This is a genomic window from Streptomyces sp. a15, from assembly GCF_059026085.1.
In genome coordinates, this window is sequence record NZ_JBWLKM010000017.1 from 136,238 (window position 1) to 156,468 (window position 20,231).

The 20,231-nt window shown below is 71.9% G+C and carries 15 protein-coding genes; 9 read left to right on the forward strand and 6 right to left on the reverse strand.

Features of this window, described 5'->3' with window-relative positions:
* Window positions 1–4: 4 nt before the first annotated feature.
* Both AC5P09_RS19975 and AC5P09_RS19980 read right to left on the reverse strand, forming a co-directional pair.
* Window positions 5–781, reverse strand: a complete 777-nt coding sequence (locus tag AC5P09_RS19975; RefSeq protein ID WP_307672679.1) for a GNAT family N-acetyltransferase — start codon at window positions 779–781, stop codon at window positions 5–7.
* A 40-nt stretch (window positions 782–821) separates the two neighbouring features.
* A complete protein-coding gene (locus tag AC5P09_RS19980; RefSeq protein ID WP_493875179.1) occupies window positions 822–1,199 on the reverse strand; it encodes a MerR family transcriptional regulator in 378 nt (125 codons plus the stop codon).
* A gap of 59 nt (window positions 1,200–1,258) precedes the next feature.
* On the opposite strand from AC5P09_RS19980, the gene AC5P09_RS19985 reads away from it, so the two are divergent.
* The 4 genes from AC5P09_RS19985 (at window position 1,259) to AC5P09_RS20000 (ending at window position 8,239) form a co-directional block, all read left to right on the forward strand.
* Window positions 1,259–2,470 (forward strand): MFS transporter, encoded by a 1,212-nt coding sequence (locus AC5P09_RS19985; protein ID WP_493875180.1) that lies wholly within the window; start codon window positions 1,259–1,261, stop codon window positions 2,468–2,470.
* Window positions 2,471–2,510: 40 nt separating this feature from the next.
* On the forward strand, window positions 2,511–2,996 hold the full coding sequence (locus AC5P09_RS19990; RefSeq protein WP_493875181.1) for a nucleoside deaminase: 486 nt from the start codon (window positions 2,511–2,513) through the stop codon (window positions 2,994–2,996).
* Window positions 2,997–3,153: 157 nt separating this feature from the next.
* On the forward strand, window positions 3,154–7,458 hold the full coding sequence (locus AC5P09_RS19995; protein WP_493875182.1) for an aminotransferase class I/II-fold pyridoxal phosphate-dependent enzyme: 4,305 nt from the start codon (window positions 3,154–3,156) through the stop codon (window positions 7,456–7,458).
* A gap of 13 nt (window positions 7,459–7,471) precedes the next feature.
* Window positions 7,472–8,239, forward strand: coding sequence for a class I SAM-dependent methyltransferase (locus tag AC5P09_RS20000; protein ID WP_493875183.1), 768 nt, complete (start codon window positions 7,472–7,474; stop codon window positions 8,237–8,239).
* Between the two features lie 72 nt (window positions 8,240–8,311).
* Here AC5P09_RS20000 and AC5P09_RS20005 read toward each other — a convergent pair whose 3' ends face one another.
* The gene (locus AC5P09_RS20005; RefSeq protein WP_493875184.1) at window positions 8,312–8,989 is read right to left on the reverse strand and encodes a chaplin; all 678 of its coding nucleotides are present in this window, start codon (window positions 8,987–8,989) and stop codon (window positions 8,312–8,314) included.
* Window positions 8,990–9,292: 303 nt separating this feature from the next.
* Between AC5P09_RS20005 and AC5P09_RS20010 the strand changes: the two genes are divergently transcribed.
* The gene (locus AC5P09_RS20010; protein WP_493875185.1) at window positions 9,293–10,888 is read left to right on the forward strand and encodes an alpha/beta hydrolase; all 1,596 of its coding nucleotides are present in this window, start codon (window positions 9,293–9,295) and stop codon (window positions 10,886–10,888) included.
* Window positions 10,889–11,031: 143 nt separating this feature from the next.
* The gene (locus AC5P09_RS20015) at window positions 11,032–12,129 is read left to right on the forward strand and encodes a baeRF3 domain-containing protein (RefSeq protein ID WP_493875186.1); all 1,098 of its coding nucleotides are present in this window, start codon (window positions 11,032–11,034) and stop codon (window positions 12,127–12,129) included.
* Between the two features lie 16 nt (window positions 12,130–12,145).
* Here AC5P09_RS20015 and AC5P09_RS20020 read toward each other — a convergent pair whose 3' ends face one another.
* Window positions 12,146–12,556: an SsgA family sporulation/cell division regulator gene (locus tag AC5P09_RS20020; protein WP_493875187.1), complete on the reverse strand. Its 411-nt coding sequence runs from the start codon at window positions 12,554–12,556 to the stop codon at window positions 12,146–12,148.
* Between the two features lie 394 nt (window positions 12,557–12,950).
* Between AC5P09_RS20020 and AC5P09_RS20025 the strand changes: the two genes are divergently transcribed.
* Window positions 12,951–14,387, forward strand: coding sequence for a PP2C family protein-serine/threonine phosphatase (locus AC5P09_RS20025; RefSeq protein ID WP_493875188.1), 1,437 nt, complete (start codon window positions 12,951–12,953; stop codon window positions 14,385–14,387).
* Between the two features lie 34 nt (window positions 14,388–14,421).
* Here the strand turns inward: AC5P09_RS20025 and AC5P09_RS20030 are convergent, their stop codons facing one another.
* Window positions 14,422–15,915: a DNA-binding protein NsdB gene (locus AC5P09_RS20030; protein WP_493875189.1), complete on the reverse strand. Its 1,494-nt coding sequence runs from the start codon at window positions 15,913–15,915 to the stop codon at window positions 14,422–14,424.
* A gap of 270 nt (window positions 15,916–16,185) precedes the next feature.
* Between AC5P09_RS20030 and AC5P09_RS20035 the strand changes: the two genes are divergently transcribed.
* Together AC5P09_RS20035 and AC5P09_RS20040 are read left to right on the forward strand one after the other, a co-directional pair.
* On the forward strand, window positions 16,186–17,328 hold the full coding sequence (locus tag AC5P09_RS20035; protein ID WP_493875190.1) for an aminoglycoside phosphotransferase family protein: 1,143 nt from the start codon (window positions 16,186–16,188) through the stop codon (window positions 17,326–17,328).
* 269 nt (window positions 17,329–17,597) lie between these two features.
* A complete protein-coding gene (locus tag AC5P09_RS20040) occupies window positions 17,598–19,571 on the forward strand; it encodes an N-acetylmuramoyl-L-alanine amidase (protein WP_493875191.1) in 1,974 nt (657 codons plus the stop codon).
* Window positions 19,572–19,576: 5 nt separating this feature from the next.
* On the opposite strand, the gene AC5P09_RS20045 is transcribed toward AC5P09_RS20040, so the two are convergent.
* On the reverse strand, window positions 19,577–20,074 hold the full coding sequence (locus AC5P09_RS20045) for a glycosyltransferase family protein (RefSeq protein WP_307672693.1): 498 nt from the start codon (window positions 20,072–20,074) through the stop codon (window positions 19,577–19,579).
* Window positions 20,075–20,231 lie beyond the last annotated feature (157 nt).

Here is a 20,231-nt window from a genome sequence, read left to right on the forward strand (position 1 = left end):
GCGCCTACGGCACGTACACGTACGGCGTCGTCGTGCTCAGCGGAGCGAAGCCGAGGCGCTCCAGGATGGGGCGGCTCTGGCTGGAGGCGTCGACCTGGAGGTAGCGGTAGCCGCGGTCGACGGCGGCGCGGGCCCGCTGGGCGACCAGCGCGCGGTAGATGCCACGGCCGCGCCAGGCCTCGACGGTACCGCCGCCCCAGAGGCCGGCGAAGCGCGTACCGGGCACCAGCTCCATGCGGGCGGCGCTGACCGGCGTGTCACCGGCGAGCGCCACGACGGCGACGACGGTGTCCGGGTCGTCCGTCAGCCGGGCGAGCAGCTGGTGGCGCAGCCGGGAGCTGTCGGTGCCGAACGCCTTCTCGTGGACCTCCGCCACGAGGTCGACGCCCGCGCCATCGGTGGCCGGAAGGAAGCGGATGCCCTCGGGCGGCTCGGCGTCCAGGGTCAGATCGGCGACCTCGGCGATCATCAGCGTCTCCTCGGGCTCGGGCGTGAACCCGGCGGCCCCGAGCCGCGGCCCGAGGTCCATGGGCAGGTCGTGCCCGTAGAGCTTCCACTCGAAGTCGAGGCCGAGGCCGGAGTAGTGGGCGACCTGCTCGGCGATCGCCGCGTCGGCGCTCGCCTCGTCCAGGTCCGACCAGACGACGCCGTTCCAGCCGTGCGCGGCGGCGACCTGACGGACCACCCGCCCCGCCCGCTCGATCCGTGCGCCGGGGCCGTCCGGCTGGGCGCCTTCGCGCATGTCCCGGTCGTAGAGGGCGAGTACCGCGGCATGATCCATGCGTTCACTCCAGCACCCGGGCCCGGCCGGGGCAACAGCTTTACAAGTCCTCCTCCTTCGGCTGTACGACGGTGAGATACGCGCGCAGCCGGTCGCGGTTGCGGGCCAGACAGTCGATGCGCGCCTGGATGCGGTCGATCTCGCCGCGCAGCAGCGCGGCGGTCTGCGGGGTCAGGCACTGCGGGGGCAGGTGGATCTCGTCGGGGCCGGAGAGATAGGGCAGGATCGCCCGGATCATCTCCGTGGTCAGCCCGGAGTCGAGCAGTCCGCGGATCTGCTGGACGTCCCGGACGTCCGTCTCCCCGTAGTCGCGGTAGCCGTTGACGGCCCGGTCGGGATGGAGCAGGTCCTGTTCCTCGTAGTAGCGCAGCAGCCGGGTGGGAACGCCGGTCCGGCGGGACAGTTCGCCGATCCTCATGGCTTCCTCCGGGAGTCGGCCTTGCCTTCACACTGATGTGAGGGTTTGAGCATGGTCGCATGTCCACCTCATCCACGGCCACATCCATGGCCAAGGGCACGGCCATGCCCGCCCCGCTGCCGTGGCCGGGCCTGCTGGCCCTTTCCACCGCCGCCTTCACCGCCGTCCTGACCGAACTGCTGCCGGCGGGGCTGCTCCCCCGCATGGCAGGCGACCTGGGCGTCTCCGAGGCACGCGTGGGGTTCCTGGTCACCGGCTACGCCCTCGCCTCCTTCCTGGCCGCGATCCCGCTCACCGCGCTGCTGCGCGGACTGCCGCGCCGGCCGGTGCTCGTCGGCACGCTGCTGGGGTTCGCGGCCGCCAACGCGGTGGTCGCGCTGTCCTCGTCGTACCCGCTCACCTTCGCGGCCAGGCTCGTCGCCGGCTGCATGGGCGGCACGCTGTGGGCGATGCTCGTCGGCTACGCGGCCCGGATGGTGCCGGCCGAGCGGCGCGGCCGGGCGATCGCGGTGGTGCTCGCCGGGATCACCCTCGCGCTGTCCCTGGGGGTGCCCGCCGGGACGGCGCTGGCCGAGGCGCTCGGCTGGCGCACGGCGTTCGGTGTGCTGTCCGGGCTCGCGGTGCTGCTGGTGGTGGGGGTCCGGCGGTGGGTGCCCGGTTTCCCCGGGGAGGCGGCCGGTACGCGCATGCCGCTCGCCCGGGTGGCGGTGCTGCCGGGGATCCCGGCTGTCCTGTCCGTCACGCTGTTCCTGCTGCTGGGGCATCAGGTGATGTACACGTACGTCGCCCCGTTCGCGGCGCATGCCGGGTTCGGTCGTACGGGCCTGGTGCTGCTGGTGTTCGGGGCGGCCACGGTGGCCGGGATCTGGGTCACCGGGGTGCTGGTCGACCGGCGGCTGCGGCCGACCCTGCTCGCCGCGCTCTCGCTCTGCACCGCCGTGATGCTCACGCTCGGCCTGTACGCCGGCACGCCCGCCGTGCTCCTGGTCTGTGTGGCGCTGTGGGGCGTGGCCTTCGGCGGTGCGCCGACGCTGATCCAGACCGCGCTGGTCGACGCCTCGGGGCCCGCCCACGGGGACGTGGCCACCTCCCTGCAGACCACCGTGTACAACGCGGGCATCGCCGCGGGTTCGCTCACCGGCGGTGTCGTCCTGGAGAACCTGGGCGCCGGGGCGCTGCCCTGGACCGCGCTCCCGCTGGTTGCCCTCGCGCTGGCGACCGTGACGCTCGGCCGCCGGTACGCCTTTCCGGTCGCACGCCGGCGACCGTAGTCTCGCCACGGAGATCACATCGCGAGGAGGGCGCCACGCCATGGTCGTGAAGGACGCGGAGCTGCCGTACCTGCGCCGCTGTGTGGAACTGGCGGCCCGGGCGCTGGAGGCGGGGGACGAGCCGTTCGGTTCGGTGCTGGTGGGCGCGGACGGCACGGTGCTCGCCGAGGACCACAACCGGGTGGCCTCCGGGGACCGCACCCGCCACCCCGAGTTCGAACTGGCGCGCTGGTCGGCGGCCCGTCTGACGCCCGAGGAGCGGGCGGCCGCGACCGTGTACACCTCCGGCGAGCACTGCCCGATGTGCGCGGCCGCGCACGCCTGGGTGGGCCTCGGCCGGATCGTGTACGTCGCCTCGTCCGAGCAACTGTCTTCCTGGCTCGCCGAGTTGGGGGTGCCGGCGCCGCCGGTACGGACCCTGCCGGTCAACGAGGTGGCGCCCGGCGTGCAGGTGGAGGGCCCGGTTCCCGAACTGGCCGAGGAGGTGCGCGCGTTGCACCACCGCTTCCATCACGGCGAGCACTGACGGCGACACAGCCGGTCACCGGTGCGACACCGCACTGATCCGCCCGAGATGCAGGCGGCGCCCTCCGGTGCCTACGATCGATGAAGCCCCCAGGCCAGGTGACCGCCCGGTCTTCCGTAGGGGGGAGGCGCTTGCCTTGCTGCCGGCACATCGGCTGATGGCCGCTCATCTCGGGTTGGTGACGGCCGCCACGGTCGTCTACATGACGGTTCCCGTGGCCCGCAGCCCTTTGTGGGCCGTCATCGGCCTCACCGGTGTCGCCGCCATACTGACCGGCACCCACCTGCACCGCCCCGCGCACCGCTGGCCCTGGTGGATCCTCGCGGCCGGACTGCTCACCTTCGTCACCGGCGACACGTACTACAACGTGATGGAGGAGTACTTCCTCGCCTCCAACCCGTTCCCCTCTGCCGCGGACGCCTGCTATCTCGCCACCTATCCGCTGTTCGCCGTCGGACTGTACGGACTCTTCCGCTACCGGTGGGCGGGCCGCGACCTGCCCAGCCTCCTGGACGCGCTGATCGTCACCGCGGGCCTCGCGCTGCCCGTGTGGGTCTACCTGGTCCAGCCGCTCACGGAGGTCGAGGGGCTCACCTGGCAGCAGCGGGCCATCAGCATCGCCTATCCCCTCGGTGACGTGCTGGTCCTGGCGCTGCTGGCCCGGCTGCTGAGCCCACGCCCACTGGACGGGCGGAACCGGTCGGTCCAACTCCTGGTCGTCGGCACGTCGACGCTGCTCGGCTTCGACATCGCCTACGGCATCCTGCAGCTCAACGCGATGTGGCAGACGGGGACGCTGCTGGACGCCGGGTGGATCGTCTTCTACACGGCCTGGGGCCTGGCCGCGCTGCATCCCTCGATGGTGGAGCTGACGGCCGCCATGCCGCAGCGGGCGTCCCTGCTCCCGCCGCCGCGCCGACTGGTCATGCTCGCCGTGGCGACGCTCATCGCACCGGGGATCCTGCTGTACGAGGGCCTCACACAGAGTGCCCACGACGCCGCCGTGATCGCCGTCTTCTCCGGCCTGCTCTTCCTGTTGGTCATCCTGCGCCTCACGGGAATGGTCGTGGCACACCGCCGGGCGGTGGCGCGGGAACACGCGCTGCGCTCGGCGGCGGCGTCGCTGGTGTCGGCCGTCCGGCAGCAGGAGGTGGCACGGTCGTGCGAGGCGGCCGTCGACACGCTCCTGGGGTCCACGGTCCGCCACCGGACGCTGCTGCTGCCCGCCGAACGGGCGGCGGACCTGGCCCCCGGCCACACCCGGTTCATCGCCGCCGACGACCTCGGTCCCGAGCTCGCCGCCGAGCTGGAGAGCCTGTCGGCCATCCTGGTGTGCCCCATGACCCAGCCCGGCCGTCCGGCGTCCGCAGAGGTGCCGGGCGTACTGCTGGTCGCCGGGCCGCACGGGCAGCTCACCGAGACGTGGAGCTCCCTGGAGATCCTCGCCTCGCACGCCGGGCTGGCGATGGAACGCGTCGTGCTGCGCCGGGAGGTCGTACGCCGGGAGAGCGAGGCGTACTTCCGCACCCTCGTGCGCAACACCTCGGACGTCATCCTCATCCTGGAGGACGACGACACCGTGCGGTACGCGAGCCCGTCCGCGGCGTCCGTGTTCGGCACCGTGGACCTGGCCGGCACGTCGCTGCCCGGCCTGCTGGATCCCCAGGACCGGCAACGGGCGACCCGGGAGCTGGCCTCGGTACGGGAGCACGGGCCGCGCACGCGGCACGACCACTGGTGGGTGCAGCACCGGGGCGACCGGGTCGAGGTGGAGGTGCGGTGCAGCGACTTCCGGGACGAACGCACCGTGGCCGGGCTGGTCGTCACCCTGCGTGACGTCACCGAGCAGCGCCGGCTGGAGCACGAGCTCACCCAGCGGGCCTTCCACGACTCGCTGACCGGGCTGCCCAACCGGACGCTGTTGCTGGAGCGGATCGAGCGCGCCCTGCTGCGCGGCCGCCGCGAGTCGTCCCTGACCTGTCTGCTCTTCGTCGACCTGGACGACTTCAAGATGGTCAACGACACCCGCGGGCACTCGGCGGGCGACCACCTCCTCACCGCCGTCGGGCGGCGCCTGACCGGGGCGCTGCGCCGCACCGACACCGCGGCCCGGCTGGGCGGCGACGAGTTCGCCGTACTGATGGAGGACGCGCGGGAGCCGCTGGACGCCGAGCTGCTGGCGGCGCAGGTGATCCAGACGCTGTCCCGGCCGTTCACGCTCGACGGGCAGTCGGTGACCGTGTCCGCGAGTGTGGGCGTGGCCACCGCGCACGACAGCGCGGACGCGGAGGAACTCCTCAGCCACGCCGACCTGGCGCTGTATGCGGCGAAGACGGCCGGCAAGCGGCAGTGGCGGCGGTTCCAGCCGCTGCTGCGGGCCCGGATGGTCGAGCGGCACGATCTGCAGAGCCGGCTCGCCCGGGCGGTCGCCGAGCAGGAGTTCGCCCTGCGCTACCAGCCCGTGGTGGACATCGCCGCGGGCGAGGTGGTCGGCTTCGAGGCGCTGGTGCGCTGGCCGCGTGCCCCGAGCCCGCCCGTGCCGCCGGAGCAGTTCATCACCCTGGCCGAGGAGACCGGGCACATCGCGCCCCTGGGGTCGTGGGTCCTTGAGAACGCGGTCCACGGCATCGCGGAGCTGCAACGGCTGCCCGGGCCGGGCGGACCGCCGTACGTCAGCGTGAACGTGTCCGCCCGGCAGTTCCGCGACACCGGATTCGTGGACCAGGTCGGCCAGGCGCTGCGCACGCCGGGGCTGGCTCCGGGGTCGCTGCAGCTGGAGCTGACCGAGACGGTGCTGCTGCGCCGCGACGGCCAGATCCAGGCGGTGCTGCGGGCCCTCAAGGACCTCGGCGTGACCATCGCGGTCGACGACTTCGGCACCGGCTTCTCCTCGCTGCGCTATCTGCGGGACTTCCCCATCGACGTACTGAAGATCGACAAGACGTTCATCGACGACATCGCGCACGACCCGCAGCAGGTCGCGCTCGTCGAGGGCATCGTCCGCCTCGCCGACACCCTGGGCCTCCAGGTGATCGCCGAGGGCATCGAGGAGACGGCGCAGCGGGATCTGCTGGCGGGCATGGGATGCCGGTTCGGGCAGGGCTTCCTGTTCGCACGGCCGATGACGGTGGAGCAGAGCGAGCGGATCCTGCGGCAGCGGAACGGAAACAGTCGCGCGGCCGGTGCCGGTGTCGCACGCAAGGCCGCGCGCCACGGGCCGCCGGGACGGGAGGCGCGCTGGGCCGACCTGGAACACCTGCGGCGGACCAGCCCGATGACCGACGCGGTCATCGACGAGGTGCGGGGCCGGCACATCCGCAGCCGCGGTCACCCCCTCATAGACTTCGCCTCCTGCAACTACCTCGGCTTCGACTGGGACCCGGAGATCGCCGCGCGCATCGAACCCGCCGTACGGCGCTGGGGCACGCACCCGAGCTGGTCGCGGCTGCTGGGCAGTCCCCGGCTGTACCCCGAGATAGAGGAACGGCTCGCCGCGCTGCTGGGCGCGCCGGACACGCTGCTGTTGCCGACACTGACCCTCATCCACTCCGCGGTGATCCCCGTCCTCGCCGACAGGGGCCATGTCTTCGTCGAGGCGACGGCGCACAGCACGGTGTACGACGGCTGCGTCATCGCCCGCGGACGCGGCGCCACCCTGCGCCGCTTCCACGCCGAACGGCCCGAGGAACTGGACGCGTTGCTGTCCTCGGCGCCCGCGGGCACGCCCCGGCTTGTCTGCCTGGACGGCGTCAACAGCATGAGCGGGAACGTCTGCGACCTGCCCGCACTGGCCACGGTCTGCCGCGAACGGGGCGCGACCCTGTACGTCGACGACGCGCACGGCTTCGGCGTGATCGGGGAACGCGGGCCGGGCGAGCCCTGCCCGTACGGCTCGCGCGGCAACAGCGTGGTGCGGCACACCGGCGAGTCGTACGAGGGCATCGTGCTGGCCGGAGGCTTCTCCAAGGCGTACTCGTCGCTGCTCGCGTTCCTCGCGCTGCCCACCGACCTGAAGAACCGTCTCAAGACGGCCGCCGCGCCCTACCTGTACTCAGGGCCCTCCCCCACGGCGTCCCTGGCCACCGCGCTGGCCGGGCTGGAGGTCAACGACCGCCGTGGCGACGCCCTGCGCGCCGACCTGTACCGCAAGACGGTCCGGGTGCTCGACCATCTCGACGGCCTCGACGTGGACACCCTCAACACGGACCGGCTGCCGATCGTGGAGATCCCGCTGGGGAACCCGGCCGATCTCGACGCGGTCGCCGCGTTCCTGTGGGAGGAGGGCATCTACGTGACGCTGGCCGCATATCCGCTCGTGCCGAGGGACCGGGTGGGCTTCCGCGTCCAGATCACGGCCCTCAACTCCGACGAGGACATCGACCGCCTGACCGGCACCCTGACCCGGCTGGCGGCACGGTTCCCCCTGCGGTCGAAGGTGCGAGAAGGCCATGTCAAGGGCTGAGAGGACCACGCCTATGACGGCGAGAGCCAGGCCGACGGCCGGCAAGGCCGTGCCGACGCACAACGACGACGTGGACTGGGACAGCTGGCCGGTGGCGGACTACCTCGCCGAGAACTACCGCGAGGTACACCCCTCGGACGCGGCGGTCATCGCCCACCACTCCGCGTTCTACCGGCGGCTCGCGCCGGGCGCCGTCGGCCGCTCGGTGGAGTTCGGGGCCGGCCCGAACCTCTACCCGCTGATCCTCGCGGCCGCGGCGAGCCGCCGTATCGACGCCGTCGAGGCGGGGGCCGGCAACGTCGCCTATCTGGAGCGGCAGATCCTGTGCGGGCCCGACGCCAGCTGGCTGCCGTTCCACGCGCTGTGCCGGGAACTGAACCCTGCCCTGCCCGCCACCCTGGCCGCGTCGCTGGCCCACGTCGACGTCGTCCACGGCGACGTCCGGGACCTCCCGCCGGGCGCCTACGACCTCGCGTCCATGCACTTCGTCGCGGAAGGGGCGACCGAGGACCGCACGGAGTTCGCCGAGTTCTGCCGGGTCTTCGTGCGCTGTGTGGCACCGGAGGGCTATCTGGTGGCCGCGTTCATGGAGAACATGCCGACCTATCGCGTCGGGCCCGCGTCACGCTGGCCGGGCTGCCCGGTCAACCCCGAGATCGTCACGGAGGTGTTCGCACCCCTGACCCGGGAGCTGAGTGTCACCCGCATCGACGCCGACCCGACACTGCCCGATTACGGCGACTCGGGGATGGTGCTGCTCACCGCGGTCTCGGCGGCGTGAACGCCTGTGCGGCTCAGGCCAGGCCCCACCGGGCATGACCGGTGGGGCCTTCCGTGCTCATCGAGGGTGCGGTCAGCGCATCGCGCGCGGGCGAAAGCGCCGGTGCACGGCCACTCCGCCCAGGACCAGCGCCGCGCTTCCCAGTACGGCGGGCAGCGTCTGGTCCGTTCCCGTGTCCGCCAGTTGTCCGGCGGTGAAGTGCGGCCGCGGGGCGGGCGGGGCCGCCTCCGGTCCCGGGTGCGCCCTGGGCGGCTCAGTCGGCCTCGGCGCCGGCTGCTCCGGCCGGTCGGGGCGCTCGGGGCCGTCGTCGGAGGTGTTGACGGACTCGTTGCCGACGGCCGCGTTGCCGACGCCGACGACGCTGACGCTGTTGCCGCTGACGTTCACCGGGACGTGCACCGGGAGCTGCACACCGTTGCCGGAGAGCACACCCGGCGAATCCTTTCCGCCGCTGTTCGCGGTCGCCCCGCCGGACGTCCCGGCCGCGTCGCCACCGCCTTCACCATCGGCGTTCCCGTCGGCGCAGCTGTTGCCCGCCGCCGGGTTGAGCAGCCCCACCACGTTCACGGTGTTCCCGCACACGTTCACCGGGACGTGCACCGGGAGCTGGACGGTGTTGCCGGAGATCACTCCGGGCGAGCCTGCCGCGGCGCCGTCCGCGCCGGAGTCCGCGTACACCGGCATGGTCACTGCCATGGCGCCGGACGCGGCGGCGACGGCGATCACACCGTTTCGGGTAACCCGTCTCATAGGTTCCCTGCCTTCCAGACATGGTCACGGGCACTCGCCCGCACCGGATAGAACGCGGGAGAAGCATCCGAGTTATGGCTTATCGGCCTTTCACCCCATCGAGTGTCATGGTTGTCGAACTAACGGCAAAACAGTCGGAGACGCATCGAAACCGTCGTACGCGCATCGGCGGGGGCACAGGGTAGGGCACCTTCCGCGGCCCCGCTGTCCGGAGGCGAGCCCTGCGAGCTGCGCCTATCGTGATCGAGGGCGCTCGGAAGCGGGCGCCGGTCCCGGTCCGCGGCAGGCTCTCTGGAGGCATCCATGCCGGCCAAGCTGTCGACTCGGCCCCTACTCGGGCGCTGCACGATCACCGGAGGCCTCGGCCTGGTTCTGCTCGGCGCGGGTCTGCCGGCGGTGGCCGCGGAGGGCTCCGAGACCGACCTGTCGCGGTTCTACCGCCAGAAGGTCGTGTGGTCGAAGTGCGACGGCGTGGAGATGCCCAAGGACCTCCAGTGCGGGAAGGTCACCGTCCCCCTCGACTACGCCAGGCCGCGGGCGGGCACGCTCGAGCTGGCGCTCGCCCGCTACCGGGCGACGGGGAAGTCACGCGGCTCCGTGGTGCTGAACTTCGGCGGTCCGGGTGGCCCGGGCGTCAGTGAACTCGCCGCCGGCGGCAAGGACTTCATGAGTCTGACCAACGGCTACGACGTGGTGTCCTTCGACCCCCGCGGTGTCGGCCGGTCCTCACCGGTGACGTGCGGCGCCGGGCCCGCGACGGCGCCGGACGAGGACGCGGACCTCGACGACGATCCACAGGCCGTCCTCACACAGCTGCGCAAGGTGGCCGACACGTGCACCAAGCACTCCGGCCCCGTCCTGCCCCACATAGGCACCGTGAACGCCTCGCGCGACCTGGACATCATGCGCCAGGCCCTCGGCGACAAGAAGCTCAACTACCTCGGTTTCTCCTACGGGAGCCGGCTCGGCGCGGTGTACGCGGCCCAGTTCCCCAAGAAGGTCGGCCGGATGGCGCTCGACGGCGTGGACACGCTCACCGAACCGCTGACCGAGCAGGGCGTGGCGGGCGCCGCGGGTCAGCAGACCGCGCTGGAGGACTTCGTCGACTGGTGCGTGAAGGACATCGCCTGCCCGTTCGGCACGGACGCGCGCACGGCCCGGGAGGAGGTCGTACGCCTCGTCGACTCGCTCGACCAGGATCCGGTGCCGACGGACTTCGGCGAGGACTTCACCGGCCAGGACCTCGTGGGCGCCATCGGCCAGGCCCTCTACAGCAAGGAGCTGTGGCCGTCCTTGGAACGGGCGCTCGCCTCACTGGTCGAGGACGGCGACACCGGGCCGCTCCTCTGGTTCTCCGGCCGTGGAACGGCGTTCCGTGCCGGTGGAGGCATCGCCCTCCGCGCCGGCAACGGCACGGACGGCGGCCTGGTCGACCAGGAGGACGTCCCGCTCGACAATCTTCCGGCGGCGCTGATGGCGATCAACTGCGCGGACGATCCCGACCGCCCCAGCGCCCGCCGGATCACCAGGGAACTCGGCCGGCTGCGCGCCGAGTACGAGCAGGCGTCGCCGGTGTTCGGCCGCTACCGGCTCACCGAGGTGCTGACCTGCTACGGCCGCCCCAAGGGCACCGACTTCATCCGCGACGGGGTGCGTGACGTCCGTACCCCGAAGATGCTCCTGGTGGGCACCCGGGGCGACCCGGCGACACCGTACCGCTGGACCGTGGAGACGGCCGAGCGCCTGGGCGACTCGGCCGTGGTGCTCGACAACAAGGGCGAGGGCCACACCGGATACGCCTCCTCCAAGTGCGTGCACCGCAAGGTCGACGCGTTCCTGCTGTACGGCTCCCTGCCTCCCGACGGCAGCTCCTGCGGGCCGGAGGACGACGGCCGCTGAGGTACACCCCCCGGCCGGTCGGCACCTTCGCAGAAGCCGACCGAGGTTCAGAGCCGCTCTGCGACGCCGGCAGCGAGTTGCCGTTATTGCCCGACTTGGCTGCCCCTAATGCCCGATCGGCGATTCAGCCCTATCGTGCTGTTATGGAGCACGCACTCAGTCCCACCACTCTCACCGAGCTGCGGCGCCCGCGCCCGTATCCGGCGGTCTCCGTGCTGACGCCGACGCATCGCCGGGAGCCCGAGAACGCCCAGGATCCGGTCCGGCTGCGCAATGTCGTGGCCGAGGCCAAGAAGCAGCTGGAGGCCGATCCCGCGGTCCCCCGGGATCGGCGCCTGGACGTCGCCCGGCAGCTCGACCAGGCCCTCGCCGAGGTCGATCTGTCGCACGCCGGGGACGGCCTGGTCATCTTCGCCGCTCCGGGGGAGCACCAGGTGTGGTCCCTCGCCCGTCCCGTGCCCGAACGCGTGGTGCTGTCGGACACCTTCCTGACCCGCAACCTGGTCTCCGCGCAGGCCGCCGAACGGCCGTTCTGGGTGCTGTCGGTCTCCGCCGACCAGGTCACCCTGTGGAGCGGCGGTACGGACCGCGTCACCGAGGAGCGCACCGGCGGCTTCCCGCTGTCGCGGAGCCGCGAGAACTTCGACGCCGAGCGCCAGCAACAGATCGGCGATCTGCGGAGCACCTTCCGGGACGAGGGCACCCGCCAGTTCCTGCGCGAGGTGGACACCGCGATGAGCACGCTGCTGCGCGAGCAGCCGAGGCCGCTGTACGTCACCGGCGAGACGGCCGCGCTGTCCCTGCTGGACGAGGTCGGCAGCGTCACCAAGAACGCCGTCCACGTACCGCACGGCGGGCTCGCGCACGGCACCCCCGACGCCGTGTGGCAGGCGATCCGGCCACTGGTCGCCGCCGAGGCACGCAAGAGCACCGACTCCGTGGCGCGGGAGCTCGAATCGGCCCGCGGCCACCGGGCGTTCGCGGCCGGGGTCGACGAGCTGTGGCAGAACGCGCGCGAGGGCCGCGTACGGCTGCTGGCCGTCGAGGAGAACTACCGGGTGACGGTCCGCGACGACGGCGGCGACCATCTGGTCCCGGCCGAGGGCGGCGCCCTCGACGCCCGCGAGGACATCGTGGACGAGATCGTCGAACAGTGCCTGGAGACCGGCGCCGAGGTGCGCTTCGTCCCGGACGGCGCGCTGGGCGACGCGGACGGGATCGCGGGAGTACTGCGGTACTGAGGCCCGGCGAGGCACGTCAGACGCCGCCGAAGAGCGAGGCCAGCCCCTGCTCGACGGCGGCGCCGACGTCTTCCCGCCCGGCGCCCACCACCGCGAAGGTCCGCAACAGGAACCGGCGCAGCGCGGCCGTGTCGAACTGGAGCAGGGCCAGTCCGTACGGCGAGTGCAGCTCCAGGACCGTACGGGCCCGGCCGCAGGGCCAGACGTGCACGTCACCGCTTCCCGCCGGGCCGGTCAGCCCCTCCGCCAGCAGGGCGCGGGCGAAGGTCCAGGTGACCCGTTCGCCGTCCAGGGCGACCTCGGGCGGGAAGTCGATGTGCACGGCCAGCGGGTCCGCGCCGGTGTAACGGAGCGTGGCGGGAACAGGCAGTTCCTGGTCCGCGGCGATGAGACGGGCGCGGGCGGGCTGCTCGAGCGTGATGTCCATGTCTTTACGAGCTCGCAGGTGCCGTTCGCATTACACCGGAGCCCCCATGAATTCATGTGACCTGTGTCACGCACCGGCCTCGCGTCGCGGCCCTCTGGCCCGGCCGATCCACCTATGCCACACTCCCTAGAACACAGTGCCGTCGCACACACAACCGAACACCGCGTCGACCACCCCATCGGTCCGTCAAGTCACGTACCCTGCCTACGACTTGACCCACCCGGTGCGCTACGTCAGACGTACGCCGAGCCCACCCCTGAAGACTGTGGCATATGCCAGAAGCACCACCGTATCGGGTGTTGCCAAATCCCTTACAGGGCGTCGCGGGCTGTGCAACAGTCGTAACGGTCCTTCCGTCCGCCTTGGTCGTACCGTCCCCGCATCGGAGTGCGTCATGCCGTCCCATCTCTCTGCGGACCGCCCAGCCGCCCAGCCGCCCGGACGCGGCTCGGTCGACGCGCTGATATCGCAGGCGCGCCGGCTCAAGGGCGACATGGACGCCGTACGCCGGGACACGCAGAGTGACGGTTCCGACCTGCAGGAGCGGTGGCAGCGCGCGCTGTACGACCTCGCGCTGCACCAACTCGACGACCTGGACGAGCACCTGGCACAGCTGCGGGACGGCCCGCCGCCCGTGCCCGCCTCACCGGAGGCGGCGCCCGCCGCCCGGGCCGTGCCGTCCGCTCCCCGGCGCGGCTCGCTCCTGAGCCGGGTCGGCAGCGCGGAGTGGAACCTGCTGACGGACGAGGCCAGTTGGTCCGGTGAGCTCTACCAGATCCTGGGCCGTGACCCCGCCGCCGCTCCCCTGACCCTCGACGAGCTGCCGTCCCTGGTCCTCGACGAGGACCGGCCCAAGCTGACGGCGATGGTCACCGACTGCCTCGTCGACGCCAAGCCCATCGACGGCGAGTTCCGCGTGGTGCGCCCGGACGGCGACGTACGGACCGTGCACATGATGGGCGAGCCCGTGCTCGACACCGACGGAAGCACCGCGTCCATGTGGGCGGTGCTGCGGGACGTCAGTGAACTGCGCCGCAGCCAACGGGCGGTGAGCGAGACCCGTGACTCGTTACAGCGTCACCGGCACCGCGCGCAGGCCGAGCACCGGCTCGCGGTCGAGCTGCAGGAAGCTGTGCTGCCGCCGTGGCGCGGCTCCCTGCGGCTCCCGCACCAGGGCCCCGAGACCCTGGATCTCGCGGCCCACTATCTGCCGTCGTCGGCGAGCGCGCTGATCGGCGGCGACTGGTACGACGCGCTGGAGCTCGCCGACGGCGAGACCCTGCTCAGCGTCGGCGACCTCACCGGCCACGGAGTCGCCGTGACCTCGGGCATGGCGACCCTGCTGGGCGCCGTACGCGGCATGGCCATGACCGGCACCCCGCCGGCTCAACTGATGGCCTGGCTCAACCAGTTGCTCGACGCCACCGTGCAGCCGGCCCTCGGCAGCGCGGTCTGCTGCCGCTACCGGCCAACGACCCGCACCCTGGTGTGGGCGCAGGCAGGACACCCCGCCCCGCTGCTGTTCCGCGACGGGACGGGGCGCCGACTGCACGCACCGGCCGGCGTCCTGCTCGGCGCGACCTCGGGGGCCGTGTACGAACAGGCCGAGGAAACCCTCCGACCGGGCGACCTGCTCCTGCTGCACACCGACGGGCTGGTGCCCGGGCACAGCGGAGAGGAAGAGGGCGCCGTGAACCGTCTCCTCGACCTGGCCCCCCGGTTCGGCGAGGCGCGCACCGCACAGGACTGCGTACGGATGCTGGTGGAGGAGTTCGACGAGGCCGAGCGCGAGGACGACGCCTGTGTACTCGTCGCCAGGGTGACCGCATAACAACAACGGCAGGTCAGGGGCACAGCCCCGGTGTCTATGCCCTGGCGCTGTTGCCGCCCTTCCCCCTCGTCTTCGGCAGCGCCAGCCTGATCTCCTCGCGCAGCTCATGGATCTTCGGATAGGTGGAGTACTCGGCAGTGAGCCGGTACATCTGGCCCAGCCGGTCCCAGGTACGGCGCGAGGAGTTCGACCCCATCGCCATCAGGGCCAGCCGTGCGTACCGGTCCGCCTGTTCGGGGTCGTCCGCGATGAAACAGGCGGAGGCCATGGACAGGTGGTCGAAGATCTTCGACCGCTCCCGTCCGTCTGTGCGCAGGGCCAGGGCCTTCTCCGCGTAGTGCTGGGCGTGCACGGCCGCGCCCGGCTCGTGCTCGGCCAGCGTGCGGTAGGCCAGGGCCTGCATGCCGTACAGGTCCTCCTCCTTGAAGGTCTGCATCCAGCTCGGCGGCGGCACGTCGCCCCGGTCGGAGACGAAGAGGTCCTCCGCCTGTCCGAGGGTGCGGCGCATGGCCTGCCCCTTGCCCATGGAGGCCTGTGCCCAGGCCTCGATGGTGTAGAGCATCGCCCTGGTACGGGGCAGCACCTGTTCGCCGGAGCCGGACTTGGCCAGCTTCATCAGGTCGAGTGCGTCGTCGGGCCGGCCCAGGTGCACCATCTGGCGAGCCGCTCGGGAGAGCGCCTCCCCGGCGCGGGGCCGGTCACCGCCCTCTCTGGCGGCATGGGCGGCGATGACGAAGTACTTCTGGGCCGTGGGCTCCAGACCGACGTCGTGCGACATCCAGCCCGCGAGGACGGCGAGGTTGGCGGCGACGCCCCACAGGCGTCGCTGGAGATGGTCGGGGTGTCGGTAGGCGAGCATGCCGCCCACCTCGTTGAGCTGGCCCACGACTGCCTTGCGTTGCAGCCCGCCGCCGCGGGCCGCGTCCCAGGCCCGGAACACCTCGACCGAGCGCTCCAGTTCCTCGATCTCCTGCGACCCGATGGGGGCGGCCTCGTAGCGGTCGAGCCCAGCGGGGTCGGCGTGCAGGGGGTCGTCGAACTGGGGAGCGTCGGCGGTCAGGGCCGGATCGGTGTGCAGCCAGTCGTGCATGGCATTGCTGAGGGCTGATCCCGCGGCGAGCGCGGCACCCGCGCCCACCAAGCCGCGTCGGTTGAGCATGAGGTCCATTCCCGTGAATTCGGTGAGGACCGCAGCAGTCCGCTCGGGCGCCCACGGCACTCCGTCGGGATGTTCCGCATTCCCGTCGCCCTGCCGTTTCCCCGCACGCCCGTGCCGGACCAGACCGAGGTCCTCGATGGTCACGACACGGCCGAGACGCTCGGTGAACAGAGCCGCCAGCACCCGCGGCACCGGATCGCGCGGGATCTCTCCCGTGTCGATCCATCGCCGCACCCGAGAGGTGTCGGTCGAAAGCTGGGGGTGGCCCATGGCCGCCGCCTGCCGGTTGACCAGCCTCGCGAGTTCACCCTTGGACCAGCCGGCCAGGCCGAACAGGTCCGAGAGACGGGCGTTGGGTTGTCCGCTCACGTCAAGCCCCCAGGTTCTCGGCTGAGTTGACAGTAGCCCGGTGAGAGTTGCCGGGCGACTATTCGCCAGGGTTCGCCAGGCCTCGCCAGATGGTGTGCCACTGGGCATCGGGTGTCAGGTAGGAAAGCGCCACCCCGACCCGGTCGCCTTCTTGGAAACTCTTCTTGGAACTCTTCCTGGAACAAGGGATGCATTCCCCAGGGTGCACCCGGGTGACCGGGCCGGGCAGCGCACTGTCGTCGCAGGCACACGAAGGGATCTGTTTCGCCCATGTACGCAGCATCGTCCTCCGTGTCCGCCCCGCCCCGGTCGCTGCACCCCCGTCCGGTGGGTGGCGGCCCCTACCTCGACCCCGCCCGTCCGGCGGCGGCTCCCGTGCTCGGCGCGGGCAGGCCGCGGCGCGCACCGGGGGTCGGTACCCAACCGCTCAGCGGGAGACTCGACTTGTCCGGCCCTCAGGGCGCCCAGCTGCGCACGGCGATCGCGTCGGTGCACCGGATCTGCCCGGAGTTCGCCCCGGTGCAGGTGCTGCGCCGCAGCGGACGCTCCGTACTCCTGGTCGGCACGACAGGACGCAGCACCGCCGTCGCCAAGTGTTTACTGGACCACTCCCCCGCGTGGGCCGAGCGGATCCGCCACGAGATAGCCGCATACCGCTCGTTCGTCCGGCACCGCCCTCCGGTGCGCGTGCCGAGACTGATCGCGGCGGACCCGGACAACTGCACGCTCGTCATCGAGCGGATGCCGGGGCGGGTGGCGGCACTGCACCGGCACCCGGCGGAGGCCCCGCCCCGCGCGGACATCAGGGCGGCACTCGGCGCGATCTGCCGGCTGAACGCCTGGCGGCCGCCGGCGGGCACCTTCGATGCCCCGCTGGACTACGCCACACGGATCAACCGGTACCACGAGCTGGGCCTGCTCACCGACCGGGATCTGGGCGACCTGCAGAAACTGCTGCACGGCATCGCGGCGACCGCGGGCCGGCACGGCATGGGCCAGTTCTGCCACGGCGACGCACTGTTGTCGAACATTCTCCTGTCACCGGCCGGTCCAGTGCTGGTGGACTGGGAGCACGCGGGCTGGTACCTGCCGGGCTACGACCTGGCGACGCTGTGGTCGGTCCTCGGTGACGCGCCGGTGGCCCGGCGGCAGATCAGCCAGATCGCCCAGTCGGCGGGCCCCGCCTCGCGGGACGCGTTCCTGGTGAACCTGATGCTCGTGCTGACCCGAGAGATCCGTACCTACGAAACGGCCGTGCAGCGTTCGATGCACGACACGACCCCGGCGGCACCGGGAACGGCCCATCCGGGTGCTGCGCCGTCCGGCGAGGAACAACGGCTGCTGCTCAGGCGGCTGCACGACGACTGCCAGCTGGCCCGCAGGGCCGTGCGCGCGGCGGTCGGCACTCGCTGACGGGGACGACGGTCCGCGGTGCGCCGGTGACCGGCGCACCGCGGACCGTCGTATGTCCGGGTGCACGGTCACCTCGTACGGCTGATTGGTGTACTCCACTGACGCCCCGCAGGCCCGCGGGGCCGGTCCGCGAAACTCCCGCTCACCTGGATTGACGAGGGAAATCGCCTGCTTCTGGGCATCATTGACGGATCGTCGGCAGGCCGGTACCACTGACGGACACCCGGCCCCGCACGGCGCATCGCGCTCGACCGTTCCAGGAGGCTGCATTGCGAGGATCCGCCACCGACCCCAACAGAGCCGCCGGATACAGCGGCAGGCGAGCAGTCGCGGGGGCGGTGGCCACCGCGGCCCTGCTACTGCCACTGCTCGGCGCCGCTCCGTCCGACAGCGCCGCACAGTCCTCCGCGAACCGCCTTCAGCTGGCGTTCGCCTCCGCGGCCGCCGAGTACCACGTGCCGCAGAGCGTGCTGCTCGGCGTCTCCTATCTGCAATCCCGCTGGGACGCACACGCCGGGGCGGCCAGCGTGACCGGCGGGTACGGCCCGATGCACCTCACCGACGCGCGCACCGCGCTCGCCAAGGCGGCGCCGCACCACAGCGAGGGCACGGAGGACCCGCGCGGCGACGACGCCCGCACCCCGCTGCACCCCGAGGCGAAGCTGCCGGAGACCTCCGAACTCCCGGCCCGCTTCACGACCCTGCCGAAGGCGGCCGAGCTCACCGGCCTGCCCGCCGAAGACCTGCGGACCGATCCCGCCGCGAACGTGGCCGGCGGCGCCGCGCTGCTCGCCGCCGCGCAGAAGGACCTCGGCGAACCGCTGAGCAAGGATCCCGCGGACTGGTACGGGGCGGTGGCCCGCTTCTCCGGCGCCGATGACAGCGCGACGGGGGCGGCGTACGCGGGCGACGTCTACGACGTGCTGCGCACCGGCGAGGAGCGCGTCACCGACGCCGGCCAGCAGGTCGCCCTGGCTCCCCAGCCGGACCTCGCCCCCGACACCGCGCAGCTCGCGCGGACGGGGCTGCGCACGCTCGACGCGACCGGCACCCAGTGCCCGGCCACGGTGTCCTGCGAGTGGATCCCCGCTCCCTACGAGGAGTTCGGCGAGGGCGACTACGGCAACCACGACCTGGGGAACCGTCCGGCGTCCCAGAGCATCGACTACATCGTCATCCATGACACGGAGGGCGCCTGGGAGGGCGTCCTCAACCTGGTGCAGGACCCGACCTATGTGTCGTGGAACTACTCGCTGCGCTCCACGGACGGCCACGTCGCCCAGCATGTGAAGGCGAAGGACGTGGCCTGGCACGCGGGCAACTGGTACGTCAACGCCAAGTCGATCGGCCTGGAGCACGAGGGCTTCCTGGCGAATCCGGACGCCTGGTACACGGAGGCGATGTACCGGTCCTCGGCGCGGCTGGTGACGTACCTGTCCAAGAAGTACGACATCCCGCTGGACCGGCAGCACATCCTCGGCCACGACAACGTGCCCGGGCCGACCGCGGGAACCATCGGCGGCATGCACACCGACCCGGGCCCGTACTGGGACTGGGCCCACTACTTCGCGCTGCTGGGCCGCCCCTTCGAAGCCACGGCCGGCAAGAACGGCGGTCTGGTGACGATCCGCCCCGACTACGCCGGGAACCGGCCGGGGTTCACGGGCTGCGTCGCCCAGGGTGAGCCGTGCGCGGCCCACGGCTCGAGCGCGGTGCGCCTCTACTCGGGGCCCGGCGAGTCCTACCCCCTGATCAAGGACATCGGTCTGGGCACGACGCCGACCACCGGGGTGAACGACCTGTCCTCCCGGGTCTCCACCGGCCAGCAGTACGCGGTCGCGGACCGTGACGGCGACTGGACGGCGATTTGGTACCTCGGCCAGAAGGCCTGGTTCAAGAACCCGAAGAAGAACCCGACGGCGGTGAACGCGACCGGCCAGGTGGTGACGCCCAAGGACGGTCCGGCGAGCGTCCCGGTCTACGGGCGCGCCTACCCGGAGGCGTCCGCGTACCCGGCGGGAGTGCCCGCCCAGACGGTGTCGCCGCTGCCGTACAAGCTGCCGGCAGGCCAGAAGTACGTGGTCGGCGACAAGGTGCCCGGCCAGTACTACTACGCGGTGACCTTCGACGAGGCCTCCCACCAGGTGGTGGTCGGCAAGGACCTGTACTACGAGATCCAGTTCGGCCACCGGGTGGCGTTCGTGCGGGCGGCGGACGTACGCGTGGAGCGGTCGGGCGGGTAGGTGCCTCAGCCCTGCTGGAAAAGCTCCGCGGGGAGCGGCTTCAGCAGGGCGTACAGGTCGTCGGTGATGGGGCGGTCCCAGGCGGCGATGGTCACCAGGACGTTGTCGCTGCGGTCGAACTGCACGCAGGAGATCCGGCTCTCCGAGAGCTTGAGGCGGCGCACGATCAGGAGGTTGTCGCCCTGCATCACCGGCATGTCCTCGACGCCGACGACGGTGACCTCCTCGTCGTTCTCCAGCGCCAGCAGCAGCTGGCCGACCTCGAAGGGGATCTCGCCCTCGGTGACCTCGCGGGCCGGGGAGCCCTCCGGGAGGTTGCCGATGATCATCGCGGGGCCGCGACCGCCGAAGAGGTCGTAGCGCAGGTAGACACCCTGGCAGCTGCCGTCGGGCGCGGGCAGCAGGCCGGCGCCCAGATTGCCGGGCCAGTCGCCCGGGTCCATGGCCAGTACGTCGAAGTCGGGCCCGGCGGGCGTGGCGCTACGGCGGCGGAGGAACGACATGCCGCAATGGTACGTGCCCGAGGCCCTCGCGTGACGTGCGGGCGGCTCTTGCGGGCTAGGGGGTGTTTCGAAAGTCCTGTGCGGTGCCCGCGGTGTTCGGTGCGTGCCCTCGGCGTGCCGGACGAAGGCCCTCGTACTGGACGTACTTGGGTCTTTG

Coding starts and splice junctions, on each gene's coding strand:
- AC5P09_RS20020 (WP_493875187.1), bottom strand. CDS start 12,556: ATGGACATCACGCTCGAGCAGCCCGCCCGCGCCCGTCTCATCGCCGCG.
- AC5P09_RS19980 (WP_493875179.1), bottom strand. CDS start 1,199: ATGAGGATCGGCGAACTGTCCCGCCGGACCGGCGTTCCCACCCGGCTG.
- AC5P09_RS20045 (WP_307672693.1), bottom strand. CDS start 20,074: ATGTCGTTCCTCCGCCGCCGTAGCGCCACGCCCGCCGGGCCCGACTTC.
- AC5P09_RS19990 (WP_493875181.1), top strand. CDS start 2,511: ATGGTCGTGAAGGACGCGGAGCTGCCGTACCTGCGCCGCTGTGTGGAA.
- AC5P09_RS20005 (WP_493875184.1), bottom strand. CDS start 8,989: ATGAGACGGGTTACCCGAAACGGTGTGATCGCCGTCGCCGCCGCGTCC.
- AC5P09_RS20010 (WP_493875185.1), top strand. CDS start 9,293: ATGCCGGCCAAGCTGTCGACTCGGCCCCTACTCGGGCGCTGCACGATC.
- AC5P09_RS20025 (WP_493875188.1), top strand. CDS start 12,951: ATGCCGTCCCATCTCTCTGCGGACCGCCCAGCCGCCCAGCCGCCCGGA.
- AC5P09_RS20035 (WP_493875190.1), top strand. CDS start 16,186: ATGTACGCAGCATCGTCCTCCGTGTCCGCCCCGCCCCGGTCGCTGCAC.
- AC5P09_RS20015 (WP_493875186.1), top strand. CDS start 11,032: ATGGAGCACGCACTCAGTCCCACCACTCTCACCGAGCTGCGGCGCCCG.
- AC5P09_RS19985 (WP_493875180.1), top strand. CDS start 1,259: ATGTCCACCTCATCCACGGCCACATCCATGGCCAAGGGCACGGCCATG.
- AC5P09_RS19975 (WP_307672679.1), bottom strand. CDS start 781: ATGGATCATGCCGCGGTACTCGCCCTCTACGACCGGGACATGCGCGAA.
- AC5P09_RS20000 (WP_493875183.1), top strand. CDS start 7,472: ATGACGGCGAGAGCCAGGCCGACGGCCGGCAAGGCCGTGCCGACGCAC.
- AC5P09_RS19995 (WP_493875182.1), top strand. CDS start 3,154: ATGGCCGCTCATCTCGGGTTGGTGACGGCCGCCACGGTCGTCTACATG.